The sequence below is a fragment of the Caballeronia sp. LjRoot29 genome (assembly GCF_964252755.1).
Classification (GTDB): Bacteria; Pseudomonadota; Gammaproteobacteria; order Burkholderiales; family Burkholderiaceae; genus Caballeronia.
On the sequence record NZ_CAXUPU020000014.1, the window covers coordinates 84,783 to 100,924 of the forward strand.

13 protein-coding genes are annotated in these 16,142 nt (G+C 59.6%); 5 read left to right on the top strand and 8 right to left on the bottom strand.

The window, feature by feature from the left end; translation table 11 throughout:
* Window positions 1–23: 23 nt before the first annotated feature.
* The 6 genes from ACSQ83_RS17340 to kdsD all read right to left on the bottom strand — a co-directional run bounded on the left by ACSQ83_RS17340 (window position 24) and on the right by kdsD (window position 5,392).
* Window positions 24–1,550: an RNA polymerase factor sigma-54 gene (locus ACSQ83_RS17340; RefSeq protein WP_436228982.1), complete on the bottom strand. Its 1,527-nt coding sequence runs from the start codon at window positions 1,548–1,550 to the stop codon at window positions 24–26.
* A 164-nt stretch (window positions 1,551–1,714) separates the two neighbouring features.
* The gene (lptB, locus tag ACSQ83_RS17345; RefSeq protein WP_414953247.1) at window positions 1,715–2,482 is read right to left on the bottom strand and encodes an LPS export ABC transporter ATP-binding protein; all 768 of its coding nucleotides are present in this window, start codon (window positions 2,480–2,482) and stop codon (window positions 1,715–1,717) included.
* An 11-nt stretch (window positions 2,483–2,493) separates the two neighbouring features.
* A complete protein-coding gene (gene lptA, locus ACSQ83_RS17350; protein WP_414953221.1) occupies window positions 2,494–3,192 on the bottom strand; it encodes a lipopolysaccharide transport periplasmic protein LptA in 699 nt (232 codons plus the stop codon).
* Between the two features lie 48 nt (window positions 3,193–3,240).
* On the bottom strand, window positions 3,241–3,840 hold the full coding sequence (gene lptC / locus ACSQ83_RS17355; protein WP_414953220.1) for an LPS export ABC transporter periplasmic protein LptC: 600 nt from the start codon (window positions 3,838–3,840) through the stop codon (window positions 3,241–3,243).
* Between the two features lie 5 nt (window positions 3,841–3,845).
* Entirely contained in the window at window positions 3,846–4,409 is a 564-nt protein-coding gene (locus ACSQ83_RS17360; protein WP_436228983.1) for a KdsC family phosphatase, read from the bottom strand.
* Window positions 4,409–5,392, bottom strand: coding sequence for an arabinose 5-phosphate isomerase KdsD (gene kdsD, locus ACSQ83_RS17365; RefSeq protein ID WP_436228984.1), 984 nt, complete (start codon window positions 5,390–5,392; stop codon window positions 4,409–4,411). The genes ACSQ83_RS17360 and kdsD overlap by 1 nt, the downstream gene beginning before the upstream one ends.
* A 180-nt stretch (window positions 5,393–5,572) precedes the next feature.
* Between kdsD and ACSQ83_RS17370 the strand changes: the two genes are divergently transcribed.
* From ACSQ83_RS17370 to purU, 5 genes are all read left to right on the top strand, one after another.
* Window positions 5,573–7,573 carry a cation:proton antiporter domain-containing protein gene (locus ACSQ83_RS17370; protein WP_436228985.1) on the top strand — a complete coding sequence of 667 codons (2,001 nt, stop codon included), beginning with the start codon at window positions 5,573–5,575 and terminating at the stop codon, window positions 7,571–7,573.
* Between the two features lie 31 nt (window positions 7,574–7,604).
* Window positions 7,605–8,180 carry an adenine phosphoribosyltransferase gene (locus ACSQ83_RS17375; protein WP_414953246.1) on the top strand — a complete coding sequence of 192 codons (576 nt, stop codon included), beginning with the start codon at window positions 7,605–7,607 and terminating at the stop codon, window positions 8,178–8,180.
* A gap of 34 nt (window positions 8,181–8,214) precedes the next feature.
* Window positions 8,215–8,829: a LysE family translocator gene (locus ACSQ83_RS17380; RefSeq protein WP_414953216.1), complete on the top strand. Its 615-nt coding sequence runs from the start codon at window positions 8,215–8,217 to the stop codon at window positions 8,827–8,829.
* Between the two features lie 130 nt (window positions 8,830–8,959).
* A complete protein-coding gene (locus ACSQ83_RS17385; protein WP_414953215.1) occupies window positions 8,960–9,805 on the top strand; it encodes an NUDIX hydrolase in 846 nt (281 codons plus the stop codon).
* 46 nt (window positions 9,806–9,851) lie between these two features.
* Window positions 9,852–10,721 carry a formyltetrahydrofolate deformylase gene (gene purU, locus ACSQ83_RS17390; RefSeq protein WP_436228986.1) on the top strand — a complete coding sequence of 290 codons (870 nt, stop codon included), beginning with the start codon at window positions 9,852–9,854 and terminating at the stop codon, window positions 10,719–10,721.
* Window positions 10,722–11,780: 1,059 nt separating this feature from the next.
* Here purU and ACSQ83_RS17395 read toward each other — a convergent pair.
* Window positions 11,781–12,854 carry an AI-2E family transporter gene (locus ACSQ83_RS17395; protein WP_436228987.1) on the bottom strand — a complete coding sequence of 358 codons (1,074 nt, stop codon included), beginning with the start codon at window positions 12,852–12,854 and terminating at the stop codon, window positions 11,781–11,783.
* An 88-nt stretch (window positions 12,855–12,942) separates the two neighbouring features.
* Entirely contained in the window at window positions 12,943–15,816 is a 2,874-nt protein-coding gene (uvrA, locus tag ACSQ83_RS17400; RefSeq protein WP_414969599.1) for an excinuclease ABC subunit UvrA, read from the bottom strand.
* Window positions 15,817–16,142 lie beyond the last annotated feature (326 nt).

Genomic DNA, 16,142 nt, shown 5'->3' on the forward strand with positions numbered 1-16,142 from the left:
GGCCCGCCGCGACATGCAGCGGGCTACAGAGATTTTCGCAAGTTCACTGCCGGAATTTTCAGAGCTTCGCGATATTTGGCCACCGTGCGGCGTGCCACCACGAATCCCTGTTCTGCCAGCAACTCTGCGATGCGGCTGTCTGAAAGAGGAGATTTTGAGTCTTCGGCTCCTATCAGTTGCTTGATGAGTGCCCGGATCGCCGTGGACGATGCCGCGCCACCCGTGTCGGTTGAAACGTGCGATCCGAAGAAGTACTTAAATTCAAGCGTCCCGAATGGGGTCAGCATGTACTTACCGGTTGTCACACGTGAGACGGTGGATTCGTGTAAACCCAGCGTATCAGCAATCTCCCTCAAAACCAAGGGCCGCATTGCAATTTCACCGTGCGCAAAAAAGTTCTTCTGACGCTCCACAATGGCTTGTGCAACGCGGAGAATCGTCTCGAATCTTTGTTGAATATTCTTGATCAGCCAACGTGCTTCCTGCAGCTGTTGGCGCAACGATCCACTGCCCGGATCGCCGCGATTGTTGCGCAAAATATTCGCATAGAGGTGATTGATTCGAAGCCTCGGCACAATTTCCGGATTCAATTCTGCCGTCCAGCCGCTGGACATTTTGCGCACCAGAATGTCAGGAACTACATAATCCGCTTCACTTTTTCCGAACGCGGCGCCCGGGAAAGGTTCCAGTGAGCGGATCAGCAAATGAGCGTCGCGCAAGGCGTCGTCGGATGCCTTGAGCTGCTTGCGCAAGCGTGTGAAATCGCGGGCGGCCAGGAGCTCCAGATGGTGCATCACAATATCGAGTGCGAGCGTCCGGGTGGGTGACGGATCGAGCCGCAGCAACTGCAGCTTGAGACATTCCGACGCGGACCGGCCGCCCACTCCAGGCGGATCGAAACTCTGCAGTAACGCAAGCGCTGCGCTCAATTCGTCGACATCGACTTCCAGTTCATCCGGCAGATCCGCCTTCACTTCCTCGAGCGATGACGTGAGGTAACCGTCTTCATCAAGCGATTCGATGAGGAACGTGATCAGCGCGCGATCGCGCTGATTCGCCTTCGTCATGCGCAGTTGCGACGTCAGGTGATCGCGCAGCGTAGTGGTCGATTCGTGGATTTGCAGCGGCGGCAGGTCGTCGTCGTCGGAGCCGCTATTCGAGCGGCCGTAATCTTCCAGGTTCCACGAGCTCGAATCCGGCCCGTTATCCGACGAACTCATGCCGTTGTATTCGTCTACCCCTTGAGGCTCGCCGTTTTCGGAGCGGTCAGTCGTGGACGTGCTGCTGCTCGACGACGAGCCGTTGCTCATCATGGAGTCGGGCGCGTTCACCGATGCCCCCGCTGACGTGATCAGCGAGCCGTCCGCCGCCACGCGCAGCGGGCTGGTGGTCCAGTCGTCCTCGTTCTCGAGCAGCGGGTTTTGCGCGACAGCCATCGCGACCTCCTGCTGCAGTTCGAGCGTCGACAACTGCAGCAGCCGGATGGACTGCTGCAGTTGTGGGGTCAGCGCAAGATGCTGCGATAGGCGGAGTTGGAGGCTGGCTTTCATGGCAAGGTTTTAATCATTGTAGAGAGTTTGCCACGGGCGCGACACCTCGCGGGGATCGACCAAAAACAAGTGCCGCCTCGCGGGCGGCACACAGGATTCGCTGGCGGCGCGGGACGCCGTCCTCAGCGGTGTTGAAACGAGCGCACGATGCTGCACCCGCGCAATCACATACGGAAATGCTCGCCGAGATAAACGCGCCGCACGCTCTCATTTTCGATGATCTCGCTTGGCGCGCCTGCCGCAAGGACGCTGCCGTCGCTGATGATGTAAGCATGATCGCAGATGCCGAGCGTCTCGCGCACGTTGTGGTCCGTGATCAGCACGCCAATGTTGCGCTGCTTCAGGAACTTCACGATCTTCTGGATTTCGAGCACGGCGATCGGATCGACGCCCGCGAACGGTTCGTCCAGCAGGATAAACGCAGGATTGGTCGCGAGCGCACGGGCAATTTCCACCCGACGCCGTTCGCCGCCCGAGAGCGACAAAGCCGGGTTTTCACGCAGATGCGCGATCTGGAGTTCGTCCAGCAACGCTTCCGCGCGATCCGTAATCGCTTGCTTGGAGAGCGGCTTTTCGCTTTCGTCCGTCTGCAGTTCAAGCACTGCGCGAATGTTCTGCTCCACGGTCAGCTTGCGGAACACGGAGGCTTCCTGCGGCAGATACGAGAGCCCGAGGCGTGCGCGTTTATGAATGGGCAGCAGGCTGATGGAGGTGCCATCGAGCAGGATTTCGCCTGCATCCAGCGGCACCAGCCCGACGATCATGTAGAACGACGTGGTCTTGCCCGCGCCGTTTGGACCGAGCAGTCCGACCACTTCGCCGCTTTTCACGTCGAGCGAGACGTCCTTCACGACCGTGCGCGAGCCGTAGCGTTTCTTCAGGTTGCGGACGGTGAGCGAACTGCTCGTGCCGGCCGGCTTACGATGAGGCATGGCGGGCGAATTCACGGCTGCGGCGTTCCTTGCATCTTGGTGGACGGCGTCAGGGTCGCCGGTGCGCCGGTCAGCGGCGCGGCGCCGCCGTTACGCGGGGCGAGCATGGCGCGCACGCGGCCGGTGGGGTTGCCTGGGCCGGCGACGTCAGGTCCGGCCTTCGCCGTATAGAAGTCTTTCTGGCCATCGTAGGTAATCACGCTGCCGTGCACTTCGTCCTGGATCTTGGTAAGGCCCACGAGACGGCGCACAACTGCACGCGTGGTCAGCGTGGTGAGATCCTGCTTGCCGTCGTAGTCAATCCGCACCGCATTGCCTTCGATATATTCGTCGAGGCCGTCGCGTTTCTGGCGGAAATACGAGAGGTTGCCACCCGTGGACGTGCCGGTCGCGTACTGATACCCCTGCGGATCCTGGGTTACATCGACACGATCGGCCTTGATGATGATCGTGCCTTTGGTCGCAACAACGTGGCCAGTGAAGATGTTGACCTGCTTCAGGTCGTCATAGGTCATGTTGTCCGCTTCAATGTTCAGCGGCTTGTCGTTGTCGGCGCGTTCGGCGTGCGCGGCCGGGGCAAATGCCGCCAGCGGCAACGCCACGCAAAGTGCCGTGATCCCGAATTGCACGATACGTGCGGCGCGGCGCGAAAATGCAGCGCGCGCTGCACGCAGACGGCCGGATTCAGGTCGGAGAAACGGTTTGTTCATGCAGTCACACTTGAATGGATTAAGCGCAATTCGTCGGAACTGCCGGGTTTATTTGGATGAGGTGCCGAGGGTATCGGAAGCAGCGATCTGGCCGCGTACCGTCCCAAACAGCTTCATTACCCGGGTCGCGTTGTTGTAGTTCATGCCGTCGCCCGTCATCACGGACGGACCGCGCTGAAGTTTAACCGGCTTTTCCGTTTCGATGACATCGTCGTTCACAAGGATGCGAAAGTGCTCCGAATCCGCCGTCATCTGCGGGTCGCCGTAGCCGGCCACACGCAAAATGTGGGCGTTCTCGTACAGGTTGACGATCGAGACGTCGCCGTTCACCGTGCCGCGCTCGGAGGTTGCCGTCACGGTCGGGCGCAGCGGCTGGAACATGCGCATCGCGGGTTTCGTGAGGTCGCTGACTTCATCGTCTTCGTAATGCACCATCGAAATCGCGGTCAGCCTGTACTGCGTCGTGCCGGTGGTGTCGAGTTCGGAGACCGAGAAGTTCGTCGCGAAGTAGTCGGGCGCGTGTTCCTTCGGGCGCTCCGGCTCCTGGGGCTTCGGCAGCGTAGCTTGCAGCAGCCAGTAGGTGATGCCCGCGAGGATGGCCAGCGCGACGACGGGCAGCGCTGACGTCAGTTTGGTGGGTCGTGGCATGGGATTCAGGTTCCGATAGCCGCGGCAAGCAGGCCGTCGTAGGAATTCTGGGCGCGCAGGATGGCGTCGCATACTTCGCGTACCGCGCCTTCGCCGCCTCGTTTGGTCGTCGCGAAATGCACGCGGTTCAATATTTCCTCATGCGCATTGGCGGGCGCCGCCGCGAAACCGCACAAGCGCATCACGGCGAGATCGGGCCAGTCGTCGCCCATGTAGCCGCATTCGGTCGCCGAGATGCCCGTGGTTCGCAGCAATTCGGCGAATGCAATGGTTTTATCCGCGACGCCTTGATGAAGGTGCGTCACGCCCAGCTCGCGAGCCCGTGCCGCGACGATGCCGGAGCTGCGTCCCGTAATGATGGCCGTTTGCACGCCCGCCGATTGCAGCAGTTTCACGCCGTGGCCATCGAGTGAATTGAAGGACTTCATGGCGTCGCCGTCGACGGAGAAGAACAGGCTGCCGTCGGTGAACACGCCGTCGATGTCGAAAATCATCAGCTTCACGCGGCTCGCGCGGTCGTGCGCGTCTTCCGTTGCAGCAATATCCGGCGTGAAAGACAAGGTCGACATCAGATTACCTTCTTGGAAAAGAGGTCATGCATGTTCAGGGCGCCGATCAGGATCGCGTTTTCATCCACAACCAGCATCTGATTGATGCGATAACGCTCCATCAGTTCCACCGCTTCCACCGCGAGATGGTCCGGACCGATCGTACGCGGATTACGCGTCATGACATCGACGAGCGGCAGCGTGCGGAAATCGCCGTCGCGCTGAAGAATCCGGCGCAGGTCGCCGTCGGTGAAAATGCCTTCAACGTGACGCTTTTCGTTGACCACGGCCGTCATGCCCATGCGCTTGGCGGTGATCTGGAAGAGGGCGTCGGAGACGGTGGCGTCGAGCGGCACTTCCGGCACTTCCGGCCCGACGCGCATCACGTCGCGCACGTATGTAAGCAGTCGCCGGCCAAGCGCGCCGCCCGGGTGCGAGCGCGCAAAGTCTTCAGGGCCGAAACCGCGGGCGTCGAGCACGGCAACGGCGAGCGCGTCACTCAATGCAAGCGCGGCAGTTGTACTGGCGGTCGGCGAGAGATTCATCGGGCAGGCTTCTTTATCGACGTGCGCATTCAGATGCACGTCGGCGAGTTTCGCGAGGCTTGATTCAGGCCGCCCGGTGATGGCGATCAATTTTGCCCCGAGGCGCTTGATGATGGGCAGAATGGCAACGAGTTCGGAGGTTTCGCCCGAGTTCGACAGGGCGATGAACACGTCGTCGGCGGTCACCATGCCGAGGTCGCCGTGGCTCGCTTCGGCCGGATGAACGAAGAAGCCGGGCGTGCCGGTGCTTGCGAGCGTAGCCGCGAATTTGCGGGCGATATGCCCGGATTTGCCGATACCCGATACCACCACGCGGCCCTTGCATCCGAGCAGGAATTCGACGGCGCCGGTGAAGTTGTCGTCGAGTTGTGCGGACAGGCCGCGCACAGCGTCGGCTTCAATTTCGAGCACGGTGCGAGCCAGCGCGAGTGCCCGGTCGCCATTGATTTTCGCTATCATGCGCGAAGTATAACAAAGGCACCTTTGCGCCGCGCCGGAGACGGGGCGGCCTTCAGCCGCTCATCCGCCCCCGCAAGGCCGTGTGTTTTGTTGCGCGCAACGCTTGCGCGCGTTAAAAAACACAAGATACGGATGCGCTACCCGAGCCGCCATCCGCCGACAAACGAGGACGCTAGACGGATGACTTCCCCGCTTGAAATGACGTTGCTGTTGCTGCTGTGTTCAGTGGCAGGGGTCGTCGTATTCCGCTTCTTCAACCTGCCGCCCATGTTGGGGTACCTGGCGGTTGGGATCATCGTCGGACCGCACGCTGCCGGCATTGCGCCGGATAGCGACCGCGCGCAGCATCTGGCTGAATTCGGCGTGGTGTTCCTGATGTTTTCGATCGGGCTGGAATTCTCGTTATCGAAATTGCGTTCAATGCGGCGGATTGTGTTCGGTCTCGGCGCCAGTCAAGTGGCCGGGACGATTGCGTTGGCGCTTTTGTTCGGATGGATCGCGAACTTCTGGACCGACATGTCGTGGGAGGCGAGCATTGCGTTGGGCGGCGCGTTGTCGATGTCGTCGACCGCCATCGTTTCGAAAATGCTTGCCGAACGGCTCGAACTGGAATCCGAGCATGGCCGCAATATCTTCGGCGTATTGCTGTTCCAGGATCTGGCCGTGGTGCCGCTGCTGATCATCATTGCCGCGTTTGGCAACGGCAATTCGAAGGAACTGGCGTTCTGGCTCGCACTCGCCGCGATCAAGATCGTGGTGGCGTTGACGGTGCTGCTGTTCATCGGCCAGAAATTCATGACGCGCTGGTTCAATATTGTCGCGCGCCGGCGCTCGCAAGAACTCTTCATGCTGAACCTGCTACTGGTGACGCTGGGCGCGGCGTTCATCACCGATAAATTCGGCCTCTCGCTCGCGCTCGGCGCGTTTATCGCGGGCATGCTGATCGCGGAAACGCCGTACCGGCATCAGGTGGAAGAGGACATCAAGCCGTTCCGCGACGTGCTGCTCGGGCTGTTTTTCGTGACCACGGGCATGCTGCTCAATCCGCGCGTGATCTGGGATCATCCGTTTCTCGTGGCGTCGTTTTTCATCCTGCCGATCCTGCTGAAAGCCGTGATGATCACCGGCCTCGCGCGGCTATTCGGCTCGCCGCCGGGCGTGGCGATGCGTACCGGTCTCAATCTCGCGCAGGCCGGCGAGTTCGGGTTTGTGCTGCTGAACCTGATCCTCGATAAACACCTTGTCGAGCCCGTGTTGCTGCAAGCCATCCTTTCGTCGATGCTGCTTTCCATGCTGGCCGCGCCGTTCATCATCCAGAATGCCGACCGGATCGTGCTGCGGCTTTCCTCCACTGAATGGTTGCGGCAGTCGCTGCAGATGACGCGGATTGCGACGCAGAGCATCAAGCAAAGTGGCCACGTGATTATCTGCGGCTACGGCCGCGCGGGGCAAAATCTGGCGCGAATGCTGGAACACGAAGGGTTGTCGTACGTTGCGCTCGACCTGGACCCCGATCGCGTGGCGGCAGCGGCGGCTGCGGGTGAAAGCGTGGTGTACGGCGATGCCGGCCGGCGCGAGGCGCTCGTCGCGGCCGGTATTCATCGCGCGGCCACGGTCGCGATCACCTTCGCGAACACGCCGTCCGCGTTGCGCGTGCTGCACAGCATTCATGAGCTGGAACCCACGTTGCCGACCATCGTTCGTACGGTTGATGACGCCGATCTGGAGAAGCTGATTGCGTCGGGCGCGACGGAGGTGATTCCGGAAATCGTGGAAGGAAGCTTGATGCTGGCGTCGCATACGCTGGTGCTGATGGGCGTGCCCATGCGGCGCGTGGTCCGGCGCGTGGAAGAAATGCGCGACGAGCGTTACAGCATGCTGCGAGGTTATTTTCACGGCGCGGATGAAGACGACGATGAGCGTCGCGAACAGGTCCGGCTACAATCAGTTCCCGTCGATGAAAACGCCGACGCGGTCGGCCGTACGCTCGATGAGCTCGGGCTGGTGGGCGACGGGGTGGAGGTGACAGCCATTCGCCGGCGCGGAATTCGCGGCGTAGAGCCTGATCCCGACACCAAGCTGCGGGCGAGCGACATTGTGGTGCTGCGCGGTTTGCCCGAGGCGCTGCAGCAGGCCGAAGAACGGCTGTCGCGCAATCGCCGTGCGGGCGCGGTAGCCTGAGGTTTTCCAGGAGACATCATTCATGTCTGAAATGTCTGAGTTCGCAGCGTCCTCTGTATCGAGCGTATCCAATCCTGCCGCTTTTATCCGGGAGCGGATTCGCACGGTGCCGGACTGGCCGCAGCCCGGTGTGCAATTCCGCGATATCACCCCGGTTTTGCAGGATCGGCGCGCGCTGCGCACGCTGATCGACATGCTGGTGCAGCGTTATATCGATGCACGAATCGACACTATTGCCGGACTCGATGCGCGTGGTTTTATCATCGGACCGATTCTCGCTTACGAACTAGGCCTGGGATTCGTGCCGATCCGCAAGAAGGGCAAGCTGCCGTTCAGGACGCTGTCGCAGTCGTATGAACTTGAATATGGCAGCGCGACCGTCGAAATTCACGAAGATGCGTGCAAGCCCGGCGAGCGGGTAGTGCTGGTCGACGACCTGATTGCAACGGGCGGCACGATGATGGCCGGCAAGATGTTGCTCGAACGGCTCGGCGCGGTGGTGGTCGAGGGAGCGGCGATTATCGATTTGCCGGAGCTCGGCGGGTCAAAACTTCTGCGCGAATCGGGCTTGCAGCTCTATACGGTCTGCGAATTCAGCGGCCATTAATTTCTCCGGGTTACTTCTCCGACTTCTCTCACTCATGCCAAATTTCCTCCTGTTTCTCGCGGCTTCCATTGCCATTACCGTGGCGCCCGGTCCGGACAATCTCCAGGTGCTCGCGCGCGGCATTTCGCAAGGGCGTGCCGCCGGGCTGGTTGCGGCGGTTGGATTTGCCGCCGGGATCTCGTTTCATACGACGCTCGCCGCGCTTGGCGTGGCCGCGTTGCTCAAGTCTTCACCTGTCGCGTTTGAGGCGGTCAAGCTGGCTGGCGCTGCTTATCTGATCTGGATTGGCATCAAGTCGATTCGCAGCAAGGGTTTGTCGAGCGCGCACGAGCGGCCGAGCCAGCCGTTGACTGTCGTGTTTCGGCAAAGCGTGATCGGCAATATGTTGAACCCGAAAGTGACGCTGTTTTTTATCGTGTTCCTGCCGCAGTTCGTGAATCCGCATGGCGTCCAAAGCGTCATGTTGCAGATGTTCGAGCTTGGCGGCGTGTTCATGTTGCAGACGGTGGTTGTGTTCTCGGTTTTTGGCGTCGCCGCCGGGATGATCGGCGCTTATTTGAAGCGGCGTCCGAAGGTGGGCGTGTGGCTCGACCGGCTGGCTGGCGCGACATTTATCGGGCTCGGGATTCGCGTGGCGTTAAAGGATTAGGACGGAGTCGTCACGGTGTGCGCGGGGAGCTACTGCGGTTTGACCCGGGCGGTCAAACTCAAACGCCGGTCTCGCTGCTAATAAAACCCCCTGTACAATTTCCGGCTTTCCGTCGCCGCCGGAGCCCCTCATGAGCTTGCCTGCCATTGTCGCCGCACGTCGTTTCGATGTTTCGGCGCATTTGCCGTTTTACATCGGCCGTGAACGGGTCGGCTGGATCCGGCGCATCGATGCACCCGCGCTGCAGTCGTGGCCGGATGTGTTTCACATCGATCAAACGTCGATCCGCCTCGCCGATACTTTCGCCGACCTCAACGCGCGCAGCGCCGCGCTCGGCGCGGTGATCGGCATGCTGGCCGCCGATGGCCGCATTCCCGGCTGGCGCAATGAAACCTACGCCATCCGTAATGCCTTCGACGCCGAGCCGCTTGCGTTTATCGAACGGGCGGCTTCGCGGTTCTTCGGCACAATGACGTACGCGGTTCATCTGAACGGCATTGTTGAAGAGCCGGGCCGCGCGCCAGAGCTCTGGATCGCCCGGCGCAGCGACACCAAAGCGACCGATCCCGGCATGCTAGATAACGTGGTCGCCGGCGGTATCGGCTGGGGGATGGGGATCGAGGAAACGCTCGTGAAGGAGTGCTGGGAAGAATCGGGCATGCAGCCGCAGTTGGCGGTCCAGGCTATTCGCGGACGCGAATTCTATGTGCTTCAATCACTGCCCGAAGGCACGCAAGCCGAGCTGATTTACGTTTTCGACCTGACCCTGCCTGCTGATTTCGCGCCACGCAATCAGGATGGCGAAGTGGGTGAACATCGGCTTGCGCGCATAGATGAAGTCGCGCGATGGATTGAAGAAGGCGCAATGACAGTCGATGCCAGTCTGGCCACTCTGGATTGCCTGCTGCGCCGCAAGTGGATAGATGAAGAAGCGTGCGAGGGCATGCCGGCGATTTATTTACCGCCGGTAGTTTGAAAACGTGTTGAACGTGCTTTGAAATATCTCAAAGGAGTATCGATTCATGTCGACCGAACATAGTTTTATCTTGAAGTTGTCGTGTCCGGATCGTCCCGGCATTGTGCATGCCGTGTCTGGTTTCCTATTCGATCTCGGCAGCAATATTCTCGATTCCGCGCAATTCGGCGACAGTCACACCGGCGAGTTTTTCATGCGTGTGCACTTCCAGCAAGTTGGCGGTGATCCCGGTCTCAATGCGTTGCGCACTTCGTTCAGCACACTCGCCGATGAATTCGGCATGAAGTGGGAACTGCACGATGCGTCGATGAAACCGCGCGTGATGATCATGGTGTCGAAGATCGGACATTGCCTGAACGACTTGCTGTTCCGATATCGCACGGGGCAACTTGGGATCGAGATTCCGGCGATTGTTTCGAATCACCGTGAGTTTTATCAGTTGGCCGCTAGTTATGACGTGCCGTTTCACCACTTACCGTTGATGGCATCTACGCCCGAAGCAAAGGCATCGCAGGAAGCGCGGGTGTTGGAGATTGTCGATCAGCACAAGATCGATCTCGTCGTGCTCGCGCGTTATATGCAGATTTTGTCGCCGGAAATGTGTGCGGCGCTTAATGGCCGGGCTATTAATATTCATCACTCGTTCTTGCCGAGCTTTAAAGGCGCCAAGCCTTATTATCAGGCGTTCGATCGTGGCGTTAAGTTGATTGGCGCTACTGCGCATTATGTGACGACGGATCTTGATGAAGGGCCGATCATCGAGCAGGAAGTTGAGCGCGTGGACCACAGCATGGCGCCGGATCAGTTGACGGCAATCGGGCGTGATGTGGAATGCGTGACGCTCGCGAGGGCCGTGCGGTGGCACGTGGAGCACCGGATCGTGTTGAATGGGAGTAAGACGGTGGTGTTCAAGTAGGGGACGTTCGCACTTGATCGGGGGGCGGTTCGGGGGGGCGGGGTTGTGTCGGGGTGCCCGGGTTCTGCGTTAGCGGTCGGAGTCTATGCCGGATTGGTAGGTTCCGGGGGTAGCGGTCTGGGTCAATGCCGGGTTGCTGCTTTCCAGGTTTTTGCGCGTTCGGTGTTAGCTGATCTTTTTCGCTCTATTAGCCACTGTGCGTGGCGGCACGTCGTTTCTTTGTTCCAAAGCCGAAAGCGACAAAGAAACGAAGCAAAGAAAGCGCTTTCACCTCTCTAAAAATTAAGTGTCCACAGCGTGCAGTTTTATTTCATTGGTACCCCAAAAGCACGGTGCTCGCCAGAGCCACGGATGTGTGAAACCCTCCTTCTCGCGAATCCTGACAGTAAAACGCTTCGCCCGTACGTTCTCGGGCAAGCACCTTTTCCAAGCAAACCCGCACGGCCTCACGCACTTTCCAGGTTCCGTTTCTTTAAAGTTTGGTTGTGTGGTCTGCGCTGCAGAGATGCGTGCTCAGCTTCACGGATTACGGACTGATGTGTACTGCTGCTTCAGTTTTTTGCGAAGCAGCTGGTGGCTTGCAGTCATTTTGTCGGGTACGGCCTCACGCATTTTGGAGGCCTTGTTCCCCGAATGGTTTTGCAGCATGTTTCGTCATGCGTACAAATTTGGTGGACGGTTCACGCGGATAGCGCGGGGTGCTCTTCGAGTAGGTTCAGTCACTGGTGGCGAAGCGTGGGGTATCCGTGTTCGGAGAAAGAGGGGTTCACACATCCGTGGCTCTGGCGAGCACCGTGCTTTTGGGGCCCCAATGAATAAAAACTGCACGCTGTGGACACTTAGGGTAGTGCTGTTAAAAGCGCTTTCTTTGCTTCGTTTCTTTGTCGCTAAGGACCAAGAAATGACGCGCCGCCACGCGCAGTGGCTAATAGTGATAAAGAAAACATCCAACATAAAACGCGCGAAAACCTGGAAAGCAGCAACCTGGCACTGACCCCGACCGCCAACCCCGCAACCAATGATCCGTGCAATCCCGCCACCGGCGCGAGCAAAAAACCGCTAAACCAGCCTCAAATAAACCAACTCACGCTTGAGATAAGCATAAAAAATCGGCGCGGCAATAACACCTGGCAATCCAAAAGCGGCTTCCATCGCGAGCATGGCCAGCAGCAATTCCCAGGCGCGCGCTTCGATCTGGCCGCCAATGATCCGCGCATTCAAAAAGTATTCGAGCTTGTGAATGACGATCAGGAAGATCAGCGAAGCCACAGCCGTCCCAAACGACACCGACAATGAAATCCCCACAATAATCGCGTTCGAAACGAGGTTGCCGATCACCGGCAGCAATCCGACGATAAACGTCACCATCACCAGCGTTTTCGATAGCGGAAGCCGTTCGTGAAACACCGGCAGCGCAACCAGCAAATACAGCGCCGTGAACGTTGCGTTGATCGCGGAAATCTTGACCTGCGCAAAAACGATCCGTCGAAACGCCTCTGAGAAACGCGTCACGCGCGTCACGAGCGCAGTTGAAAGCGGCAAGCGATGCGATGTCCGGGGAACGCCCACCGCGATAATCGCGCCCACGATCATGCCAATCAACACATGCCCGAAGCCGCGCGCCGCGTCTTTGCCGCCCTGCTGCAACATGGCGGCGTGGGTTTGCATCAGCTCGGCGGCCTTGTCCTTCATCTGTTCGGCATCGACAGGAAGGTAGTTCGCGATCCAGTCGGGCACTTGCAGGCGCGCATGCGACGTGAGCTTCATCAACTGATCGAGAAGCTTTTGAACGCTCGGGACATCGCGCTGAAAATGATCGATGAGCAGGACAGTTCCTCCCGCCAGCCCACCGACAATCACCGCCGCCACGATCACGACCGCGACCCAGCGCGCCCGTCCGCTCGTCATGGTCTTTTCGATCACGGGCGCGATCATATGCACAAGCTGATACACCAGCATTCCCGCCAACAGCGCGCCAAGCAACTGCAGATGCAGCACCAGGAACAAACCGGCGAACGCGGCGATATAACTGCCAATCTCGACCGCCGACAACTTCGGCATGCTCATGTCACTCGTCAGCCGGACGGGCCGGACAGCGGGCCTGGTCTCGGCCGCTTCGTTGCGCTTTGCCATGAATCCTTTTGTCTCCTGCCGCTAACGGGTTATCAACTGCCGCGGCCCGAACGGCACGCGGCTCCTTGTTGCGGTGTGGGCGAATCTGTCATGCGGCCGATCTTGGCCTTTGCAGCAAAGGCGCAAGATACCGGCCGGTAAAACTGGCCTTCGACTGCGCGACGTGCTCCGGTGTCCCCTGCGCGATGATCTGGCCGCCACCGGCGCCGCCCTCCGGACCGAGGTCGATGACCCAGTCCGCAGTTTTTATTACATCCAGATTATGCTCGATGATTACGACAGTATTACCTTGATCTCGCAGCCGGTGAATCACTTCCAGCAAGAGCGCGATGTCGTGGAAGTGCAGGCCCGTGGTCGGTTCATCGAGGATGTACAGAGTCCGACCCGTATCACGCTTGCTCAGTTCCAACGAAAGCTTGACGCGCTGCGCCTCGCCGCCCGACAGCGTGGTCGCTGACTGACCGAGCCGGATATACCCGAGACCCACGTCGAGCAAGGTTTTCAGCTTGCGCGCGACAATGGGCACGGGTTTGAAGAACTCGTGCGCGGCTTCCACGGTGAGGTCGAGCACCTCGTGGATGTTCTTGCCCTTGTACTGGACATCGAGCGTTTCGCGGTTATATCGCTTGCCGTGACAGACGTCGCAAGGCACGTAGACGTCGGGCAAAAAGTGCATTTCGACCTTGAGCACGCCGTCGCCCTGGCACGCTTCGCAGCGTCCGCCCTTCACATTGAACGAGAAACGGCCGGGATCGTAGCCCCGTTCCTTCGATGCCGGTACGCCCGCGAACAATTCGCGGATCGGCGTAAAAAGGCCCGTATAGGTCGCGGGATTCGAGCGCGGCGTACGGCCGATCGGCGATTGATCGACGTTGATCACCTTATCGAAGTGTTCCAGCCCTTCAATGGATTCGTAGGGTGCGGGCTCTGCGGACGAACCGTACAAATGCTGGGACACCGCGTGATACAGCGTGTCATTGATGAGCGTGGACTTGCCCGAACCGGATACGCCCGTCACGCAAGTCAGCAATCCGACCGGGAGATCAAGCGACACGTGCTTCAGGTTGTTGCCGTAAGCCTCGATGATCCGCAGCCGCCGTTCGTCCGGCGGCGTGCGGTCGGTCGAATAGCTGATGCTCCGTTTCCCCGATAAATACTGTCCGGTCATCGAATTCGGATCGTTCTCGACGTGCTTCGCCGACCCTTGCGAGACGATCTCGCCGCCATGCACGCCCGCGCCCGGACCCATGTCGACCACGTAGTCGGCCATGCGGATCATGTCTTCATCGTGTTCGACCACGATCACCGAATTGCCGATGTCGCGCAGATGCTTGAGCGTGGCAATGAGCCGGTCGTTGTCGCGTTGATGCAAGCCGATCGACGGTTCGTCGAGCACGTACATCACGCCCGTCAAACCGGAACCTATCTGCGATGCCAGCCGGATACGCTGCGCCTCGCCGCCGGAAAGCGTCTCGGCGCTGCGTTCCAGCGACAAATAGTCGAGCCCGACGTTATTCAGGAACGTCAGCCGCGCGACGATTTCCTTGATGACCCGATCGGCGATCTCGCCTTTCGCGCCTTCAAGGTGCAGCGTGTGGAAATAACCGAGCGTCTCGCGCAGCGGCCAGCCGCTCACTTCGTAAATGGCGCGCGCATTTTCGCCGGTGCCCAGCTTGACGTTGCGCGCCTCGGTCCGCAGCCGCGTGCCTTCGCACGCCGGGCACGCCTGGTTGTTCTGATACTTCGCCAGTTCCTCGCGGACCGCCGCCGAATCCGTTTCCTTGTAGCGGCGTTCCAGACTAGGAATGATCCCTTCGAATGCATGCTCGCGGACCGTCGTACGGCCGCGCTCGTTGATATACGAGAACGGAATGACCTCTTTGCCCGAGCCGAAAAGCAGGACCTTGCGGACGTTTTCCGGCAGATCCTCGAAGGCGCCGTCTATATCGAAATCGAAAAACGACGCCAGGCTTTGCAGCATCTGGAAATAGAACTGGTTGCGCCGGTCCCATCCTTTCACCGCGCCCGCCGCCAAAGACAGCGACGGATGCGCGACCACCCGCTTCGGGTCGAAGAACGTGATCTGGCCGAGGCCGTCGCACTCGGGGCACGCACCCATCGGGTTGTTGAACGAGAACAGGCGCGGCTCAAGTTCCTGCAGCGAATACGAACAGATTGGGCAAGCGAACTTCGAGCTGTACAGGTGCTCTTTCTCGGAGTCCATTTCGAGCGCGATCGCGCGGCCATCGGCGAGACGCAATGCTGTTTCGAACGATTCCGCGAGCCGTTGCTTCATGTCCGGCCGCACTTTCAACCGGTCGATAACGACATCGATAGTATGTTTGTCGTTCTTCTTCAGCTTGGGCAACGACTCGATTTCGTAGATTTTCGCGACGCCTTCGTTGGCCGTTCCCCCGCCCGACCGCACGCGAAACCGGATAAAACCCTGCGCCTGCATGGCTTCGAACAATTCCAGATGCTCACCCTTGCGGTCCGCGACCACGGGCGCGAGGATCATCAGCTTCGTTTCCTCGGGCATGGCGAGCGCGGCGTCGACCATTTGCGACACGCTTTGCGCTTCGAGCGGAATGTGGTGGTCGGGGCAGTGCGGCGTACCGACGCGGGCAAACAGCAGGCGCAGGTAGTCATGGATCTCGGTGACGGTGCCGACGGTGGAACGCGGATTATGCGAAGTCGCCTTCTGTTCGATAGAAATAGCCGGCGACAATCCTTCGATCAGGTCGACGTCGGGTTTCTCCATCAACTGCAGGAATTGACGCGCGTAGGCAGACAAACTTTCGACGTAGCGACGCTGACCTTCGGCGTAGAGCGTGTCGAACGCAAGCGACGATTTCCCCGAACCTGACAAGCCCGTAATCACGATCAGCTTGTGACGCGGCAAGTCGAGATTGATGTTCTTAAGGTTGTGGGTGCGAGCCCCACGAATACGAATTTCTTCCATGAACCGGGCGGAAAGTAAGGGGGCTAAACCTGCTACTATAACGACTTTTCGAGGGGGCGTTGCCCGCGCCCGTCGACGTCAATCAAGCATGCGGCGGGGTTGTGAAGGGTGCTGGCGGATTACTGATGGTCCATTAAAGGATCACTCATGGTCTACTTAAGAGGCGCTCAGGTAACCTCCGCGCGAATTTTGCGTCTGACGCTGGCGCAGGTCTGAAGCAGATCCGGACGCCTTAGCGACCAGTCTCATATAGTGCCGTTCCGGGCAACCACAAGGCGGCCGTGCTTGAGTTCCGCGTCCGCGCGCACGGCTAGACGCGTTTCCAC

Coding starts and splice junctions, on each gene's coding strand:
- ACSQ83_RS17340 (WP_436228982.1), bottom strand. CDS start 1,550: ATGAAAGCCAGCCTCCAACTCCGCCTATCGCAGCATCTTGCGCTGACC.
- lptB (WP_414953247.1), bottom strand. CDS start 2,482: ATGCCTCATCGTAAGCCGGCCGGCACGAGCAGTTCGCTCACCGTCCGC.
- lptA (WP_414953221.1), bottom strand. CDS start 3,192: ATGAACAAACCGTTTCTCCGACCTGAATCCGGCCGTCTGCGTGCAGCG.
- lptC (WP_414953220.1), bottom strand. CDS start 3,840: ATGCCACGACCCACCAAACTGACGTCAGCGCTGCCCGTCGTCGCGCTG.
- ACSQ83_RS17360 (WP_436228983.1), bottom strand. CDS start 4,409: ATGTCGACCTTGTCTTTCACGCCGGATATTGCTGCAACGGAAGACGCG.
- kdsD (WP_436228984.1), bottom strand. CDS start 5,392: ATGATAGCGAAAATCAATGGCGACCGGGCACTCGCGCTGGCTCGCACC.
- ACSQ83_RS17370 (WP_436228985.1), top strand. CDS start 5,573: ATGACTTCCCCGCTTGAAATGACGTTGCTGTTGCTGCTGTGTTCAGTG.
- ACSQ83_RS17375 (WP_414953246.1), top strand. CDS start 7,605: ATGTCTGAGTTCGCAGCGTCCTCTGTATCGAGCGTATCCAATCCTGCC.
- ACSQ83_RS17380 (WP_414953216.1), top strand. CDS start 8,215: ATGCCAAATTTCCTCCTGTTTCTCGCGGCTTCCATTGCCATTACCGTG.
- ACSQ83_RS17385 (WP_414953215.1), top strand. CDS start 8,960: ATGAGCTTGCCTGCCATTGTCGCCGCACGTCGTTTCGATGTTTCGGCG.
- purU (WP_436228986.1), top strand. CDS start 9,852: ATGTCGACCGAACATAGTTTTATCTTGAAGTTGTCGTGTCCGGATCGT.
- ACSQ83_RS17395 (WP_436228987.1), bottom strand. CDS start 12,854: ATGGCAAAGCGCAACGAAGCGGCCGAGACCAGGCCCGCTGTCCGGCCC.
- uvrA (WP_414969599.1), bottom strand. CDS start 15,816: ATGGAAGAAATTCGTATTCGTGGGGCTCGCACCCACAACCTTAAGAAC.